A 15,325-nucleotide genomic window follows, 5' to 3' on the forward strand; every position below is an offset into this window, starting at 1 on the left:
TCTTTAATCTCAGAATGACTTCTCATCTATACCTATCTTATTAAAAACTTTACTTTCAAAAATTCGGCCTATATGAATATCTGTTTGACAACCATCTTTGAATTGAACTTTAAATAGTAGAACACAAATGAAATCATTGTCAGCCTTTGTTAATACACGTACTATTTGAATTGAGTTGTTGTATTTTCGTAAATTAAACTGGGCTGTAATAAAACCTTCTCTTTACTATTTAGTAAAGAGAAGGTTTTATTAGGTCAATTCATAAGGCTGATTTTCTTTATACGTTTATAATTGTTTCTTCAAATGTAACGATTGGCTCTACAAATTCCATCATAACGAAAGCGTTTTTAATACGTCTTGTTAAAACTTCTTTTAATTCTGCACACTTTTCTTCTGTAAGTGATTTTACAAATACAAAATTGTGATAATAGACCACACTCTTCTCTTTACTTAAAGGATTTAAAAACATCCCCTCTTTTGTAACGAAAGCGTTAGAATGCCCCGATAGAGTTGAAAGAAACGTCTCTAAAATTTTTATTTCTCTATTTGAAAACTGTTCCTCACAAACTACTTTAATATTCATTTCTGTTATCATTTATATATTCCCCCAACCAATTTTTTCACAAGGGGATAACTATAATACTATTAAAATTTCACGAGACTCCCCTTGCCGTTCAAAAAATTCACCAGAAAACTAGTTTGCTTAACTTTCTTTTTCCCTTTACTCATATGAATCTCTCCTTTCATATATATTACTTCTCCATTTTTAATTGAATACCTTTTTATATTTGAGTTTTTCTATATTTTTAGTCAGATTTATACAGATCATAACTCCATTTCTTTTCATTCCTTATACTATATTCACCTGAATACTATTACTTTTGAGAAACGCTTATTTATACTTATTGAAGAAATCACTTACTGTACTCCTAAAAACAATGCTGCCTTCCCTATAAAACTTTGCTTATCTACTTTACGTTTAGAGCTACATATTATCTCTCTTTTGATTAATTTGTTTAGCTACATAATTTACATAGAAATATTGGTTCGCCAATTCTGAAAAATTTTACTTTGCATATAATAACCTTAAACAAAATATAACTTTTACCATAGGAGCACTCTATACTTTTTTATTAAATAAAAAATTTTTCATTGATAAACAAAACTAAATATTCACTAATATAACTATCCGTGGTTTAATATATGTAATAAACAAATATTTCTGTCTTTTATAAGGAGGTACTATGAAAGCAAACGTAGGGGATACTATACTTTTTCAACGAAATAATTTAAAGATTACAGGGTCTGTACTAAAACTATATACTGAATCGGTCTTAGTTGAAATTACAGATGTAAGCGGTGGTACTTTTGAATTTGATCGAACGATAGTAAATCATAAAAACTATAAAATTTTAAATGCAAATACATAAAGTAAAACTTTAATCAACCCTCACCAATCGGGCATTAACGGGCAGTTTATCTCCCATCCTAATTTCTTTGCTCAAGCTAAATTTTGAGGTGGAAGTTTCATTGCCCGTTAATGCGGGATAAAACAACACAAAATAGCCTCTGCTCACCAGCAGAGGCTATTTTATATCATAATACTTCATTAGTTTATATACCCTAAAACATTAACAATCTTACTCGCTTTTAAATTATTAATGTGATAATAAATTTCTAAACCCTTTCGCTCAGCTCGTAACACTTTACCTTTCATTTTTGATAAATGTTGCGAAACAGTCGATTGTGGAATATTCAACAATTCTGTTAATTGTGTTACATTACAAGTTTTTCTAGTACTTAATTCATTTACAATTTGTAATCGGATTGGATGCGCCATAATTTTTAAAATATCTACATCCTCTTCTGAAACTACACTTTTTTTCATTTCACTCGTATATGTTGTCATAAGACATTCCCCTTTTATATGAATTCCTTTTTATTAAGATCCATTTCTACAAAATTCAATACTCCCGCTCAAGACCTTTATATAGAAATAATAGGATCTCAAATTTTCAAAAATAGAACTTACAATTATTCACTTTTTTTATTTATTCATTTATTTATTTGGTACATATACATAATACAATGTTAATATGTGCTCTATGTGAAGTTAGCATAAATTTATGATGAAGATTTATTTAATGACTTGCATCCTACTACGTGCTGGATAGTTTTATGCATTTTGTATCTTCCGCATAAAACTATCCAGTAATCTTAACACATTTTAGGCGTTTGTATATACTATTTACAAAACAATTTGGCAAAGGAGGATTTCATATGCCTACAATGTTACAAGAAGAAATTGAAGAAGCACGTGAGACATATGTCAGTCGTATCATTTTAGTTGGTGGATCAACTCTATTTTTAGTAGGTGGTGTTATATCGGCAATCGTAGCTTTTAAAGCTTATAATCGTTTGGAAAATACACCGCCTTCTTCTGATAATTCATAGGTGAGTTATCAAATTTTGAATAACAAACATACAAAGGCCGTCTCTAAAAAAAGAGACGGCCTTTGATTTTTCATAAGTTCTACATTTAATAACGATTAGAACCAGCTTACATACTTTTATTTAAATTTAAATGTAAATAAAACATTTTAAAATATAAACTATTACTTACATAATAAATTTATGAAACAATTCGAGAAAAGCGTGATTAAATCTTTTAGCATGAACTAAAATTGAACTTACTTCACCACAAACCGAGTCTGACTACACCCATCCTTCTGCTTTGTTACTTCTAATACAGCTGGCATTGCGTTTTTCAACTCTTGAACGTGTGAAATAACACCGATAAATCGGCCTGATTTTTGTAAGTCAATTAAAGCGTCTACTGCTTTCGTTAATGATTCCTCATCTAATGAACCGAAACCTTCATCGATAAACATCGTTTCAATGGAAATACCACCTTCATACGCTTGAATGACGTCTGCCATTCCAAGCGCCAAGCAAAGCGATGCGTTAAACTTCTCACCGCCAGATAATGTTTTCACATCACGTGTTTGGCCGGTGTATGCATCGTACACATCTAAACCTAATCCACTTTGACGGTTTCTTTTTTCAACTCGCTCACTTCTTTTTAAATAAAATTGCCCATTTGATAATTTTCGTAATCGTTCGTTTGCAATTTGAACAATTTGTTCTAAATACTCAATTAAGATGTAACGCTCGAATGATATGCGACTTTCGTTATCGCCTTTCATTACTTCATATAAATCAACTAGTTCTTGGAAAGCTTTTTCTTCCTCATGAATTTGTTCATCAATACGTCTAATATTTTCATGTAAATCAGAAATATATGTTACAGCGTTTTGCGCACGTTGTCGTTTTTCTTTACTTATATCGAGATTGATTTCTAATTCTTTTATATGCTCACCTAACGATGTAATATCTATAAACTTTTTATCTTTTAATTCAGCATGTAACTCTTCAATTTGTTTTGCAAGTACTTCAAGAGATGAATAGTAACTTTGAATTTCTTTTTGTAACATCTCCATCTCAGCATCATTTAACTTAGCTTCTTTATACGTTAGCTGATCTATAAATCCCCTCTGCTCTAGTTCTTTCATAAAGCGCGCGAGAGTCTCTTCTTTCTTCAATTTTGCACTTTCAAATTGATTAGATGCACCTTCATGTTCTGCTTGAATACGTATATTTTCATTTTGCCAATGTTGATATGCTTCTTGCACTTTCTTCCATTCGTCTTCCATTAACCTAAGTTGTTGCATTGCTTGGTCAAACTGTGCTTTCCAAGCTTGTACTGTTTGTAAGTTATCTGGAATATTTTGCTTATCATGTTCATATGACGTACGAAGTTGCATGCACTCCATTTCTGTACGGTGCTGCAATGTTTCTGCTTCACGCTTTTGTTTTTGAAGTTCATCTACTTTTTCTTCTACACTTTTTATATTCACAGCAATTTGCTTACGCGTTTCTTCGCTTTCTTTTAACGTATTAACTTCTGCCGCTAATTGTTTTCCTTTTTGAACGAGTGCACTGTACGTTTCAACTAATTCATCTGAGTGATACCCTCGTTTCATGACTTCTTCGATCACCTGTTCATATTGTAGTCGATAGAAATTCCATTTCTCCTCTACTTGAACATGTAATTTTTCAGCGACATTTTTCTTGTCTCTTAAATCATTTAACTCTTTTTCATCAATCGCATCACTTTGCTCTGTCGCTTTTTTCGGATGATTCGTACTACCACAAACTGGACAAGATTCACCATCATGTAAATGAAGTGCTAATATGCCTGCTTGTTCGCTTAGCCAGCGGCGTTCCATATTTTCATATGCACGAACTGCCTCTTGCATCTTAGTATATGCTGCTTCTTTTTCTTGCTCGAATTTTTGTTTCTCTTGCCAAACGTCATATGCTTGCTTTAAAACTTTTGCATCTTCTCGCATGTTCGTTAGTTCTTCTACTTTCGCTACATACTGCTCAAGTGCTTGTTCCAATTGCTGTAATTCACCAGACATTCTCTGTTTTTGATTTGTATGCTCTTCTAGTAGTTGATCGAGCTTTTGCATACTTTCTTTTAATCTTCCTAGTTGAATTTCAGCGTTTTGTAAATTCAACTTTTTTTCAGCTAATGATGCAATAATTGATTGTAATTCTTCTAATCTTTGGACAAGTTTTTTAGCATCTTCTCGTTCAAGTTCTTTATTTTTTTCTACTTCGTATTTCTGCTGTGCAAGTGTAAAACTGGTTATTATATTCTCTTTTTTTACGATAATCTGCTTTAATAAACTTTCAGCCTTCTGTTCATTTTGCATTGCTTCCTCGTGCCATTGCTCAAATGGTAATAAATGCTTTGCTTGTTCCGCACGTCTAAAAGATGTTTCTTTCCTTTCAATGACTGCACGGTTTTCTTGTAAAGTGTTGTATCTCTCATTCTTTTGTTGTAAATCTGTAAATTTCTCATTTACAGATTTTGCTGCATGAAAACGTGTTTCAGCTTCTTTTAATTGCTTTGTTCGAGCATCTTGTTCTAGTTGTAATTGCGCAACCTCTGTCTTATATGCCGTTGTTTCTTGCTCTAACGCCTCTACTACTTGATGCGTATTTACATGTTCTTGTTCCACTAATGTCTCTAATAATGCTCCATCTCGAATTGGTAGTTTAAATACATTGCGGAAATGTAACTCTCGCTCTTTTTGTTTTTCTTGCAGAACGTCTTTCCATTGTTTTCGTTTTTGATCAAGTAATTCACGCATTAATTTATAACGATCTGTTTTAAAAATACGACGTAAAATCTCTTCTTTGTTTTCTGTCTCAGATGTTAATAGTTTTCGGAATTCTCCTTGTGGTAACATAACAATTTGACTAAATTGATGTTTACTTAACCCAATTAAATCTTCCACTTTTTTGTTTACATCTGTTACATGAAAACGATCAACAGCTGGAATTTTTTCTCCATCCATAACGTCATATAATTCTACTGCATGTCCTGTAATCGTCTTATTCCCTTGTTTTTTATGGCCAAGTTGCCGTTTTATTTCATAGCGCTTCCCTTTTAACTGAAAAGTTAGTTCTACACTTGTATAAACATTATCATCAGCAAACTGACTTCGAAGCATGCTCGTATCACTACGTTCTTCCCCACTAGCTTCACCATATAATACGTAACAAATCGCATCAAAAATCGTTGTTTTTCCAGCTCCCGTATTTCCAGAAATGGCGAAGATACGATGCTCTCCAAGATCATCAAAATTGATTACTTCTGTCTGTTTATATGGCCCAAATGCTGTCATAATTAGCTGAATCGGTCTCATCCTCGTTCACCTTCCCGTTCTTGCACTGTTTGTAATACTTCTACAAATAGACGTTCTTTCTCTTCTGATAAATCTAAGCCTTTCATTTCTTTATAAAAAGCTTTTAAAAGAGATACATCATCCGTTTTATGTCTTGAAACAGTTACTTCATTTGACTCTGTGAACTCTCGCCTTTGAATAGACCTTTCAACATGCATTGCATTTGGATATACAGAGCGTATTTTTTCCATTGGCTGCAAAACAGGATTTTCATCTAATAGTTTTACAAACACGTAATCTTCACTTACCGGATGTTGTAATAATTCATCTATTTTCGCTTCTACTGTTCGCATTTTACGACGTGGTGTAAGTAATCTTTTTTCAATTGTTGTTTCACCCTTTTCGTCCAGTTCCACGATATAATATCCTTTTTTATGTTTTTCTTCAGAAATAGAATATGCAAGTGGCGAACCTGAATATCGAATTGTCTCATTACGTACGAAATGCGCTTGATGTAAATGTCCAAGCGCTGTGTAATGAAATTTATCAAAATAATGACTATTTACGTATTCAGCACCACCAATTGAAAGCGGACGTTCTGCATCACTTGTATTCTCCTCCGCTTCTCCCGCAGAAGTTACAAATGCATGACCTACAAATACATGTCTTGCTTCTTTATCCATCGTTTCAGAAAGTTCATTCATAAAAATACGCATCGCATCATCATGAGATCGGACGTCTTCGTTTTTCAATACATGTCTAACTATGCTTGGATCCGCATAGGGAACTAGATGGAAGTGAACCTCGCCATATTCATCATTTAATACAATGGGTTCATATGGAAATTGAAATTGCCCCACAATAAATAATCCTTGTTTCTTCATTAAACTACTACCGAAATGTATACGATCTGGACTATCATGGTTTCCTGCAACTGCGATAACTGGTGTTTGTAAATCAATCACTATTTTTTGTAATACATCATTTAATAAGTCTACTGCTTCCGTAGGTGGAATTGCTCGGTCATATAAGTCCCCTGCAATAATTACGGCATCTGGTTTTTCTTCTTCAATAGCTTGTACAAACTGATCTAATACAATCTTTTGATCTTCAGTCATATACACGCCATGAACAAGCTTGCCTAAATGCCAATCCGCTGTATGAAATAACTTCATAATTTCCTTCTCCTTTTAATTTACTGAGTTTAGTGATACGAGTTGATAGTTTACTGTAGTTTTTCCGTTCTCCCACTCTAACTTTTGTATAATCGCACTACCAATTCTTTCTTCATTTGATTTATATAAAGGTAATATTTCTTGAACTGCAAATAAATGATAACCATTCAAGTTTAATTGAAATATGTTTTCTTCCATATGTAATCTTACTTCTTTTTCATTTGAAACTATTTTTGTGTGCATCTCAAATTTCATAATAGATACAACCCCTTCTTATAATCTCTACATTTTAATAGTATAGTGGCTATGCAAGATTGACAAGTACATACACGGTAAAGTACACACTTTTCTGTTGCTATATGTTTTATGTTTTTATTAAAATTACGGTATGTGAAATTTAATGCTATACAAAAATAAAAATGTCTATTTAGACATTTTTATTTTTGCATATAATCTTTCATTACATAATATAAAATCGTTATTAAAACGCTCGCTACGAAAAATGAAAAAACCACCACAATATACCCATCTTTATTTAATAGAAAACATAAGGAAATAGATACGATAAAAATCGGAAATACGAGACGAACTTTATCCTTTACTTCTTCTGTCGTATCTGTATGATGAAAAAACTGAGTAATCCCTATCATTAATGATGACAAGATAATAACCGACAATAATAAAGGTCCTGGCATTCCGATTTCTCCTTTCTCTATTTCTAATTCCATGTAAACATTCTTTATCATTTAAACCATCTGTTTTCAAGAAATTTTTTACATTTTACACATTTATAATAGCGCTTTTGCCATAATAATTTCAAATAATATCACTTACATTAATAATGTATTATTCATCTTCAATATTCAAAATCCTGCAAAGATAACTCGGCAAAATATGCGTTGAATAAAGTGAAGCATGAATTAATAGGTATGAACAAAACTCCCACTGCCTATCGCTCGTACCTATCAAACTTTTAACAGCCATTCTCTTCTACCTAACTTTCTCGTATGCGTCGAATTTCAAGGTGTGGGCCTTCTTATCCACAAATAGCGGAATAAAATAACACTTACCGTCAACTTTAGACAAAATTTATACAGGACATTTCAATACGTATCAAGAATTAAGAATAAGAAGATATATAAGGGAGGATGAATCATGACTGAAAACGTTTTATTTTCTGTTAGTGAAAACGGCGTTGCATCAATTACTTTAAACCGCCCAAAAGCACTTAACTCTTTATCTTATGATATGTTACAACCAATTGGGCAAAAACTTAAAGAATGGGAGAACGATGAGCGCATTGCAATTATCGTATTAAAGGGAGCCGGAACGAAAGGTTTTTGCGCAGGCGGTGACATTAAAACTCTTTACGAAGCACGTTCAAACGAAGTTGCTTTACAGCATGCAGAACGTTTTTTTGAAGAAGAGTATGAAATTGATACATATATTTATCAATATAAAAAACCGATTATCGCTTGTTTAGATGGAATTGTAATGGGTGGTGGTGTCGGACTTACAAATGGTGCGAAGTATCGTATTGTGACGGAGCGCACAAAATGGGCGATGCCTGAGATGAACATCGGCTTCTTTCCAGACGTCGGCGCCGCATATTTCTTAAACAAAGCACCTGGATATACAGGATATTACGTTGCTTTAACAGCATCTATTTTAAAAGCTTCTGACGTATTATTTATTCATGCTGCTGATTACTTTATGACGTCTGATTCATTACCAGCTTTTCTAGCCGAACTTGACAACGTAAATTGGCATACTGAAGATGTACATACTCATTTAAAAGCAGTTCTTCAAACCTTTACATCTACTCCTGGCTTAGAAAGCAAACTTGCTGCTTCATTAGAGGAAATTAATACACACTTTGCCTTAGAAACGATTGAAGAAATTATCGACTCATTAGAAAAAGGAGATAGCGAATTCGCTTTACAAACGAAACAAATATTATTATCAAAATCTCCAATTTCATTAAAAGTAACTTTAAAACAACTATTAGATGGCAAAGGAAAATCTGTTGAAGAATGTTTCGCTACAGATCTTATACTTGCTAAAAATTTCATGAGACATGAAGATTTCTTCGAGGGCGTACGCTCCGTTGTCGTTGATAAAGACCAAAATCCGAATTATAAATATAAACAGGTAAACGATGTTTCAGAAGACGACGTAAATCGTTTCTTTAACTTACTTAATGCCTAACAGTGAGGCTATATTTGTAGTGTATTCACCACTACGAATATAGCCTCTTCTTATTTAATATTTTTTAACAAAATTTAATTTTATTAAATTAAATTTTGTGCTACACTAATTTTAATCAAATATTCTAAAAATAAAGAAGGAGGACGAATATGATAGAAAATTATCTTCTTTTCATCATTATGTCTATTTGTCTAATCATTTTACCTGGACCTGATACAGCGATGGCTACGAAGAACACATTAGTTGCTGGTAAAATGGGCGGTGTTAAAACAGTATTCGGTACATGTGTTGCACTTTTGATTCATACTTTAGCTGCTGTAATTGGTCTTTCCGCACTTATTGTAAAGTCAGCTCTTTTATTTTCTATTTTCAAATATGTTGGGGCCCTTTATTTAATCTATATTGGTATTAAAGCCCTATTAGCAGTGAAAAACAAAGAAGGTGTAAATACAAATGATGTATCTATAAATAATGATAAAGAACATACTTCTTGTTTTCGCCAAGGGTTTCTTACGAATTTATTAAACCCTAAAATTGCAGTCTTCTTTTTAACTTTTTTACCACAATTTTTAAATCCAAGTCATAATACATTTATTCAGCTTCTTGTAATGGGTCTTACTTATCTCGTTTTAACAATCATTTGGTTTACCTTTTATATATTTTTAATTGATAAAATTAGTGCTTTTATGAAGAAACCGAAGACGCAACGTTATATTCAAGGGCTAACAGGAATCGTTTTAATTGGATTTGGTATTAAACTAGCATTAGAAAAAAATAATTAATAGAGTGAAACTTTAATCAGTGAGGGGGTTGTTCATCTCCCCCTGGTTATTAGCCTTCACCAATCGGGCGTTTACGGACAGCAGGGCTTCCACTTAACTTCTTTGCTCCAGCCAAATTTGGAGGTGGGAGTTTTACTGCTCGCAAATAGCGAGATAAAAGCGAAAAACACCACTATTAATAGTGGTGTTTTTCATTTAACAACTAATCTGGCAGTCTACTCTTTATTAAAACCAGCGCTCCGTTACAACCTTTTTACGTGTATAGAATTGAACACCATCTGTACCATTTGTACCTAAATCACCAAAGAAGGAAGCTTTATTTCCTGCAAATGCGAAGAATGCCATTGGTGCTGGAACGTTTACGTTTACACCGATCATACCAGCATCGATATTATCACGGAACGTTTGTGCATGTTTACCATTTGAAGTGTAAATAACCGCGCCATTTGCAAATTTAGATTGATTTGTTAATTTAATACCTTCTTCTAAATCTTTCACTCTCACAATACTTAATACTGGAGCGAAAATTTCATCTTGCCAAATTTTCATTTCTTGGTTTACGCCATCAAAGATTGTTGCTCCAACGAAGTAACCCTCTCCAACTTCTTCATTAATTTTACGACCATCTACTAATAAAGTTGCTCCATCTGCTACACCGCTATTAATATAGCCTAAAACACGCTCTTTATGCGATTCACGGATTAATGGTCCAACGTAATTATCTTCGTTGAAACCGTCACCTACCTTTAGTTTTTTCGTCTCTGCTACTAGTACGTCGATAAAGTCATCAGCAATTTCATCTACTACTGCTACTACTGAACATGCCATGCAGCGCTCTCCACTACTTGCAAACGCAGATCCAATTACACCTTGTACCGTTTTTTCAAGATTGCAATCTGGCATTACAATCGCATGATTTTTCGCACCTGCTAACGCTTGTACACGTTTTCCATGTTTCGTACCTGTTTCATATACGTAACGAGCTACCGGCTCAGAACCAACGAACGAAACAGCTTGAATATCTTTATTTTCTAAAATGCTATTTACAACATCTTTTCCGCCTTGTACTAAATTTAATACCCCTTTTGGAAAACCAGCTTCATAGAATAACTCTACAAGTCGCTCTGCTAAAAGTGGCGTTCTCTCAGATGTTTTTAATACGAACGTATTACCGCAAGCAATTGCAAGTGGGAACATCCATAATGGAATCATCATTGGGAAGTTAAACGGTGTAATACCCGCAACAACTCCAATTGGATAGCGCCAGATCGATCCATCAATTCCGCTTGCGATATTAGGAAGAGCTTGTCCCATCATTAAGTTTGGAGCTGATGTTGCAAGTTCTACCGCTTCAATACCACGTTGTACTTCACCTGTTGCATCTGTTAGCGTTTTACCATTTTCTAGCGTAATGATTTTTGCAAGCTCATCTTTATTTTCTTGTAATAGCTGTAAATATTTATATAGATTTCTTGAACGATTCGGAACTGGTACTTTAGACCATGTTTCAAATGCCGCTTTTGCCGCTTCAACAGCCTTTTCAACGTCTTCTTTTGGAGAAAGTGGAACGTAAGCAATGATTTTTCCAGTCGCTGGATTCGGAACCGCTTCTACTTCTGTACCAGTAGATTCTACCCACTCGCCATTAATATGATTTTTTACTCGTTTAATTTCAGTTGTAATCATTGTATTCTCTCCTTTTTATGATTTATTTTTGATTAGAAATTAATTGTTCGCTAACTTTCTTATATAAAGCAGCCATATCGTTTTCACCATATCCTGCCTCACTCGCTTCTTCATATACATTTAATAACATTTCACTTACAGGTAAGTGAAGTTCACTTTCCTTAGCTAAATCAACTGCAAAGCCTAAATCTTTTTTTAATAGATTTACAGTAAATCCTGGCTCATAGTTTTCTCCTGCAATGAAACTTTTATAATTGCGCTCATAAATTCTACTTTGACCGTAACTTACATTTAAAATATCAAACATTTTATCTAAATCCATATTACTCTTTTTCGCTAATGTTAAAGCTTCACTCACACCAGCTGTATAGAAACCAATTAATAGATTGTTAATTAATTTAACAGTCGTACCACTATCAATTTGCTCGCTTACGTGGAAAATATTTGCTCCTAACACTTCCATGATAGATTCAGTTTTATCATATACGTCTTTTGATCCACCTACCATAAACGTTAATGTACGATTTTCTGCACCAATTACCCCACCGCTAACTGGTGCGGCTAAAAAGTCTACTTTCTTTTCTTTCGCCGACTCCTCTAACTGTTTGTTTAATTGTGGAGATACAGTACTTGTATCAATTAATACGACATTCGAGTGGCTATTTTCAAATAATCCTTCTTCCCCAAAATATACTGCTTCAACAGCACGAGGTGAAGGTAAACTTGTAAAAATCACATCGCATGTCTCTGCTAATTTTGAGATTGATAAGCCGATAATTCCTCCTTCTTTTTCAAAGGAAGCTTCAGCCTCTTTATTTAAGTCCACACCATATACTGTGTAACTTGATTTAACTAAATTTTTAGACATCGGAAGGCCCATGTTACCTAAACCGATAAAACCAATCTTTTTCATATCGCTTTCCTCCTATTTACACAATATATTTCCCACGATTTATAATAGCTTTCGCAATTTCTCTCTTTTTCGTAAATACGTTCGTGTATAAAGGCACTAATAATTGACGGATTTCAGCTAACATTACGTGTCTATCTTGTTCTTCTGTGACAGCCGCTGAAAGTATAGAAATCGCCGCTTCTTCTACTTTACGATAGCCTTCCTCACAAATAACATCCGTTATCATTTGTTTTGTACGCTCTTTTTCTTCACCATTTTTATTAATTGCTTTACTCGTACGTAAAAATGCTGATTCCATGACGTACACGTCCGTCAACATATTTGATAATACACGTGAATATTCTTGCTCTTGATCAATTTTTAATCCTGGAGTTTTAGAGAGCGTTTTCAAAGATTGTTTCAACAATTTTTTCGCTAATAAAATGTAACGATGGTTTCTTTCTACAGTTGCTATATCAATTTCTACTTCAGTATCTTCTATTTGTTCGATTTGCTTCATTAACATTTTAGCAACTGTTAATCTATTAATTTCATTTGTTCCTTCAAAAATACGACTAATTCTAGCATCACGATATAATCGTTCTACTTCGTATTCTTGCATATAACCGTAACCGCCATGAATTTGTACAGCTTCATCTACGATATAAGCAAGTGTTTCAGAAGCGTTCACTTTATTCAGTGCACATTCAATTGCAAATTGGGACATTTTTTTCATAAGGTCCTCATCACTCTCATGAATTGCGTCATCAATTACACCTGCTGTACGATAAGCTGCACTTTCTGCTCCATATGTTGTAATGATCATATTTGCAATTTTCTCTTGTATCATCGTAAAGTCTACTAATTCCGTTTGGAACTGTTTTCGCTCTTTTCCATATTGAACTGACAAACCAATTGCTTGTTTTGCTGTTCCAATATTTCCAAAAGCAAGTTTTAGTCTAGCGAAGTTAAGAATATTAAGGGCTACGTGATGCCCTTTCCCAACTTCCCCTAACACATTTTCAGCAGGGATAACTACATCTTCTAAAATAAGCGTCGCTGTAGAAGAACCTTTAATCCCCATTTTCTTTTCTTCTAATCCAATAGATACACCTTCACATGTTCTTTCGACAATAAACGCTGTCATTCCTTTATTTGTCTTCGCAAAAACAACGTATACATCTGCCATATGAGCATTTGTAATCCACTGCTTCTCACCATTCAACTTCCAAGCTGTACCCTCTTCATTCAAAACTGCGCTTGTTTTTGCACTTAATGCATCAGAACCAGCATTTGGCTCAGTTAGAGCATAAGCCCCAATCCATTCTCCCGATGCGATTTTTGGTAAATATTTTTCTTTCTGTTCTTTCGTTCCGTAATATATGTAAGGCAATGTACCGACACCAGCGTGTATATTAAAAGAAACGCTAAATGCACCAGCGTAACCCATCTTCTCTGCTACAAGACCTGAGACAGCCTTTCCTAACTCGAACCCGCCATAATCTTCTGGTACCTCAATGCCTAATAATCCAAGTTCCCCAGCTTTCTCAAATAATTGACGAGAAACTTTATAGTTATGTTTTTCAATGTTTTCAATTTGTGGGACAATTTCCTGTTTAACGAATTGTTCTGTCGTTTTTGCGATTAAGTCTTCATCCCCTGAAAAATCTTCTGGTGTAAAAAAAGTATTGTTCACATCTTTATTGATTGAAAAAAATTCATCCCAAGGTAACTTCGTTTTCTCCATCTGAATCCCCCTATCATTTCGACCTTCATTGCTTTTTGCGTATGCTCGTCTACGATGAGTGGAATATCTTATTATTGAAAACAGAAGGCGATGAATTTTCACATCAAGCAGTTCATTTTGCCAAAGATGTATTCTCATCGCCCTAGTTGTTTTATCTATTGATCTTCTGATAATACTGTTTTTGCAATTCCAGTATCTAATTCTTCAAAGTCATGATATGAAATTGTCTCATATAGCTCGCTTCTCGTTTGCATATTTGAAAGTGCATCTTTTTGAGAACCAGTCTCTTTAATTAGCGTGAATACATTCTCATATGCTTTTGCAGCAACTCGAAGCGACGTTACTGGATAAATCACCATTTGGAAGCCCATATTCGCAAATTCCTCAGCACTATAATATGGTGTTTTCCCAAACTCAGTCATATTTGCTAGTAAAGGTGCATTCACTTTGCTAGTAAATAAACGGAATTCTTCTTCCGATTGAAGCGCTTCTGGGAAAATTGCGTCTGCACCTGCTTTAACATATGCATTCGCTCTTTCAATCGCAGCATCTAGTCCTTCTACACCGCGAGCATCTGTGCGTGCAACAATATATAAGCTTGGCGCAACTTCTTTAATCGCTTTAATTTTTTGAACTAATTCTTCTGTCGTAACAAGTTTCTTACCATTTAAATGTCCACATTTCTTTGGTAATTGTTGATCTTCAATTTGAACAGCCGCTACTTTTGCCTCTACCATTTCTACAGCTGTTCTCGCTACGTTTAGTACTCCACCAAATCCTGTATCAATATCAACAAGAACTGGTAAATCTGTAGCTCTAACTAGATCTCTTGCTCTTTCAGCTACTTCAGTAGATGTCACGATACCTAAATCTGGTAGACCTTTACTTGCAGTGTAAGCAGCTCCTGATAAATAAAGAGCTGAAAAACCTGTATTTTTTGCAACAAGAGCGGCCATTGCATCATGAGCACCTGGAATTTGCAAAATTTCATTTGCTTCTACTAAAGCTCGGAAGCCATTCGCAAGCTCTTCTTGTGTTGACTGTTTATTCACAACCCAAGCCATTCTAAATTCCCC

At 34.1% G+C, this 15,325-nt stretch carries 14 protein-coding genes; 4 read left to right on the forward strand and 10 right to left on the reverse strand.

Features of this window, described 5'->3' with window-relative positions; translation table 11 throughout:
* Nucleotides 1–277 precede the first annotated feature (277 nt).
* The gene (locus tag G9F74_RS14755; protein WP_000627296.1) at nucleotides 278–595 is read right to left on the reverse strand and encodes a hypothetical protein; all 318 of its coding nucleotides are present in this window, start codon (nucleotides 593–595) and stop codon (nucleotides 278–280) included.
* A 649-nt stretch (nucleotides 596–1,244) separates the two neighbouring features.
* Here G9F74_RS14755 and G9F74_RS14760 point away from each other — a divergent pair.
* Nucleotides 1,245–1,430, forward strand: a complete 186-nt coding sequence (locus G9F74_RS14760; protein ID WP_000646787.1) for a YkvS family protein — start codon at nucleotides 1,245–1,247, stop codon at nucleotides 1,428–1,430.
* Nucleotides 1,431–1,609: 179 nt separating this feature from the next.
* On the opposite strand, the gene G9F74_RS14765 is transcribed toward G9F74_RS14760, so the two are convergent.
* Nucleotides 1,610–1,909: an ArsR/SmtB family transcription factor gene (locus G9F74_RS14765; RefSeq protein WP_000214792.1), complete on the reverse strand. Its 300-nt coding sequence runs from the start codon at nucleotides 1,907–1,909 to the stop codon at nucleotides 1,610–1,612.
* 371 nt (nucleotides 1,910–2,280) lie between these two features.
* On the opposite strand from G9F74_RS14765, the gene G9F74_RS14770 reads away from it, so the two are divergent.
* Nucleotides 2,281–2,454, forward strand: coding sequence for a hypothetical protein (locus G9F74_RS14770; RefSeq protein ID WP_001142745.1), 174 nt, complete (start codon nucleotides 2,281–2,283; stop codon nucleotides 2,452–2,454).
* 236 nt (nucleotides 2,455–2,690) lie between these two features.
* Here the strand turns inward: G9F74_RS14770 and G9F74_RS14775 are convergent, their stop codons facing one another.
* The 4 genes from G9F74_RS14775 to G9F74_RS14790 form a co-directional block, all read right to left on the reverse strand.
* Complete coding sequence (locus tag G9F74_RS14775) at nucleotides 2,691–5,780, reverse strand: AAA family ATPase (RefSeq protein ID WP_016108342.1); 3,090 nt, start codon at nucleotides 5,778–5,780, stop codon at nucleotides 2,691–2,693.
* Nucleotides 5,777–6,934: an exonuclease SbcCD subunit D gene (locus G9F74_RS14780; RefSeq protein WP_000765125.1), complete on the reverse strand. Its 1,158-nt coding sequence runs from the start codon at nucleotides 6,932–6,934 to the stop codon at nucleotides 5,777–5,779. The genes G9F74_RS14775 and G9F74_RS14780 overlap by 4 nt, the downstream gene beginning before the upstream one ends.
* 15 nt (nucleotides 6,935–6,949) lie before the next feature.
* Complete coding sequence (locus G9F74_RS14785; protein ID WP_000667358.1) at nucleotides 6,950–7,189, reverse strand: DUF2584 domain-containing protein; 240 nt, start codon at nucleotides 7,187–7,189, stop codon at nucleotides 6,950–6,952.
* A gap of 182 nt (nucleotides 7,190–7,371) precedes the next feature.
* Nucleotides 7,372–7,629 carry a hypothetical protein gene (locus G9F74_RS14790; RefSeq protein ID WP_002093761.1) on the reverse strand — a complete coding sequence of 86 codons (258 nt, stop codon included), beginning with the start codon at nucleotides 7,627–7,629 and terminating at the stop codon, nucleotides 7,372–7,374.
* Nucleotides 7,630–8,089: 460 nt separating this feature from the next.
* Here G9F74_RS14790 and G9F74_RS14795 point away from each other — a divergent pair, with 460 nt between their 5' ends.
* On the forward strand, nucleotides 8,090–9,142 hold the full coding sequence (locus tag G9F74_RS14795) for an enoyl-CoA hydratase/isomerase family protein (protein WP_016108341.1): 1,053 nt from the start codon (nucleotides 8,090–8,092) through the stop codon (nucleotides 9,140–9,142).
* 149 nt (nucleotides 9,143–9,291) lie between these two features.
* Nucleotides 9,292–9,924: a LysE family translocator gene (locus G9F74_RS14800; protein ID WP_016108340.1), complete on the forward strand. Its 633-nt coding sequence runs from the start codon at nucleotides 9,292–9,294 to the stop codon at nucleotides 9,922–9,924.
* A 225-nt stretch (nucleotides 9,925–10,149) separates the two neighbouring features.
* Here G9F74_RS14800 and G9F74_RS14805 read toward each other — a convergent pair whose 3' ends face one another.
* The 4 genes from G9F74_RS14805 to prpB all read right to left on the reverse strand — a co-directional run bounded on the left by G9F74_RS14805 (nucleotide 10,150) and on the right by prpB (nucleotide 15,313).
* Nucleotides 10,150–11,610 (reverse strand): CoA-acylating methylmalonate-semialdehyde dehydrogenase, encoded by a 1,461-nt coding sequence (locus G9F74_RS14805; protein ID WP_016108339.1) that lies wholly within the window; start codon nucleotides 11,608–11,610, stop codon nucleotides 10,150–10,152.
* Nucleotides 11,611–11,632: 22 nt separating this feature from the next.
* Nucleotides 11,633–12,523: an NAD(P)-dependent oxidoreductase gene (locus G9F74_RS14810; protein ID WP_016108338.1), complete on the reverse strand. Its 891-nt coding sequence runs from the start codon at nucleotides 12,521–12,523 to the stop codon at nucleotides 11,633–11,635.
* A 16-nt stretch (nucleotides 12,524–12,539) separates the two neighbouring features.
* Complete coding sequence (locus tag G9F74_RS14815; RefSeq protein WP_000415983.1) at nucleotides 12,540–14,249, reverse strand: acyl-CoA dehydrogenase family protein; 1,710 nt, start codon at nucleotides 14,247–14,249, stop codon at nucleotides 12,540–12,542.
* Nucleotides 14,250–14,404: 155 nt separating this feature from the next.
* The gene (prpB, locus tag G9F74_RS14820) at nucleotides 14,405–15,313 is read right to left on the reverse strand and encodes a methylisocitrate lyase (RefSeq protein ID WP_000312644.1); all 909 of its coding nucleotides are present in this window, start codon (nucleotides 15,311–15,313) and stop codon (nucleotides 14,405–14,407) included.
* Between the last annotated feature and the right edge of the window lie 12 nt (nucleotides 15,314–15,325).

The sequence above is a fragment of the Bacillus sp. EKM202B genome, assembly GCF_011066025.1.
Taxonomy (GTDB): Bacteria; Bacillota; Bacilli; order Bacillales; family Bacillaceae_G; genus Bacillus_A; species Bacillus_A toyonensis.

Coding starts and splice junctions, on each gene's coding strand:
- G9F74_RS14755 (WP_000627296.1), bottom strand. CDS start 595: ATGATAACAGAAATGAATATTAAAGTAGTTTGTGAGGAACAGTTTTCA.
- G9F74_RS14760 (WP_000646787.1), top strand. CDS start 1,245: ATGAAAGCAAACGTAGGGGATACTATACTTTTTCAACGAAATAATTTA.
- G9F74_RS14765 (WP_000214792.1), bottom strand. CDS start 1,909: ATGACAACATATACGAGTGAAATGAAAAAAAGTGTAGTTTCAGAAGAG.
- G9F74_RS14770 (WP_001142745.1), top strand. CDS start 2,281: ATGCCTACAATGTTACAAGAAGAAATTGAAGAAGCACGTGAGACATAT.
- G9F74_RS14775 (WP_016108342.1), bottom strand. CDS start 5,780: ATGAGACCGATTCAGCTAATTATGACAGCATTTGGGCCATATAAACAG.
- G9F74_RS14780 (WP_000765125.1), bottom strand. CDS start 6,934: ATGAAGTTATTTCATACAGCGGATTGGCATTTAGGCAAGCTTGTTCAT.
- G9F74_RS14785 (WP_000667358.1), bottom strand. CDS start 7,189: ATGAAATTTGAGATGCACACAAAAATAGTTTCAAATGAAAAAGAAGTA.
- G9F74_RS14790 (WP_002093761.1), bottom strand. CDS start 7,629: ATGCCAGGACCTTTATTATTGTCGGTTATTATCTTGTCATCATTAATG.
- G9F74_RS14795 (WP_016108341.1), top strand. CDS start 8,090: ATGACTGAAAACGTTTTATTTTCTGTTAGTGAAAACGGCGTTGCATCA.
- G9F74_RS14800 (WP_016108340.1), top strand. CDS start 9,292: ATGATAGAAAATTATCTTCTTTTCATCATTATGTCTATTTGTCTAATC.
- G9F74_RS14805 (WP_016108339.1), bottom strand. CDS start 11,610: ATGATTACAACTGAAATTAAACGAGTAAAAAATCATATTAATGGCGAG.
- G9F74_RS14810 (WP_016108338.1), bottom strand. CDS start 12,523: ATGAAAAAGATTGGTTTTATCGGTTTAGGTAACATGGGCCTTCCGATG.
- G9F74_RS14815 (WP_000415983.1), bottom strand. CDS start 14,249: ATGGAGAAAACGAAGTTACCTTGGGATGAATTTTTTTCAATCAATAAA.
- prpB (WP_000312644.1), bottom strand. CDS start 15,313: ATGGCTTGGGTTGTGAATAAACAGTCAACACAAGAAGAGCTTGCGAAT.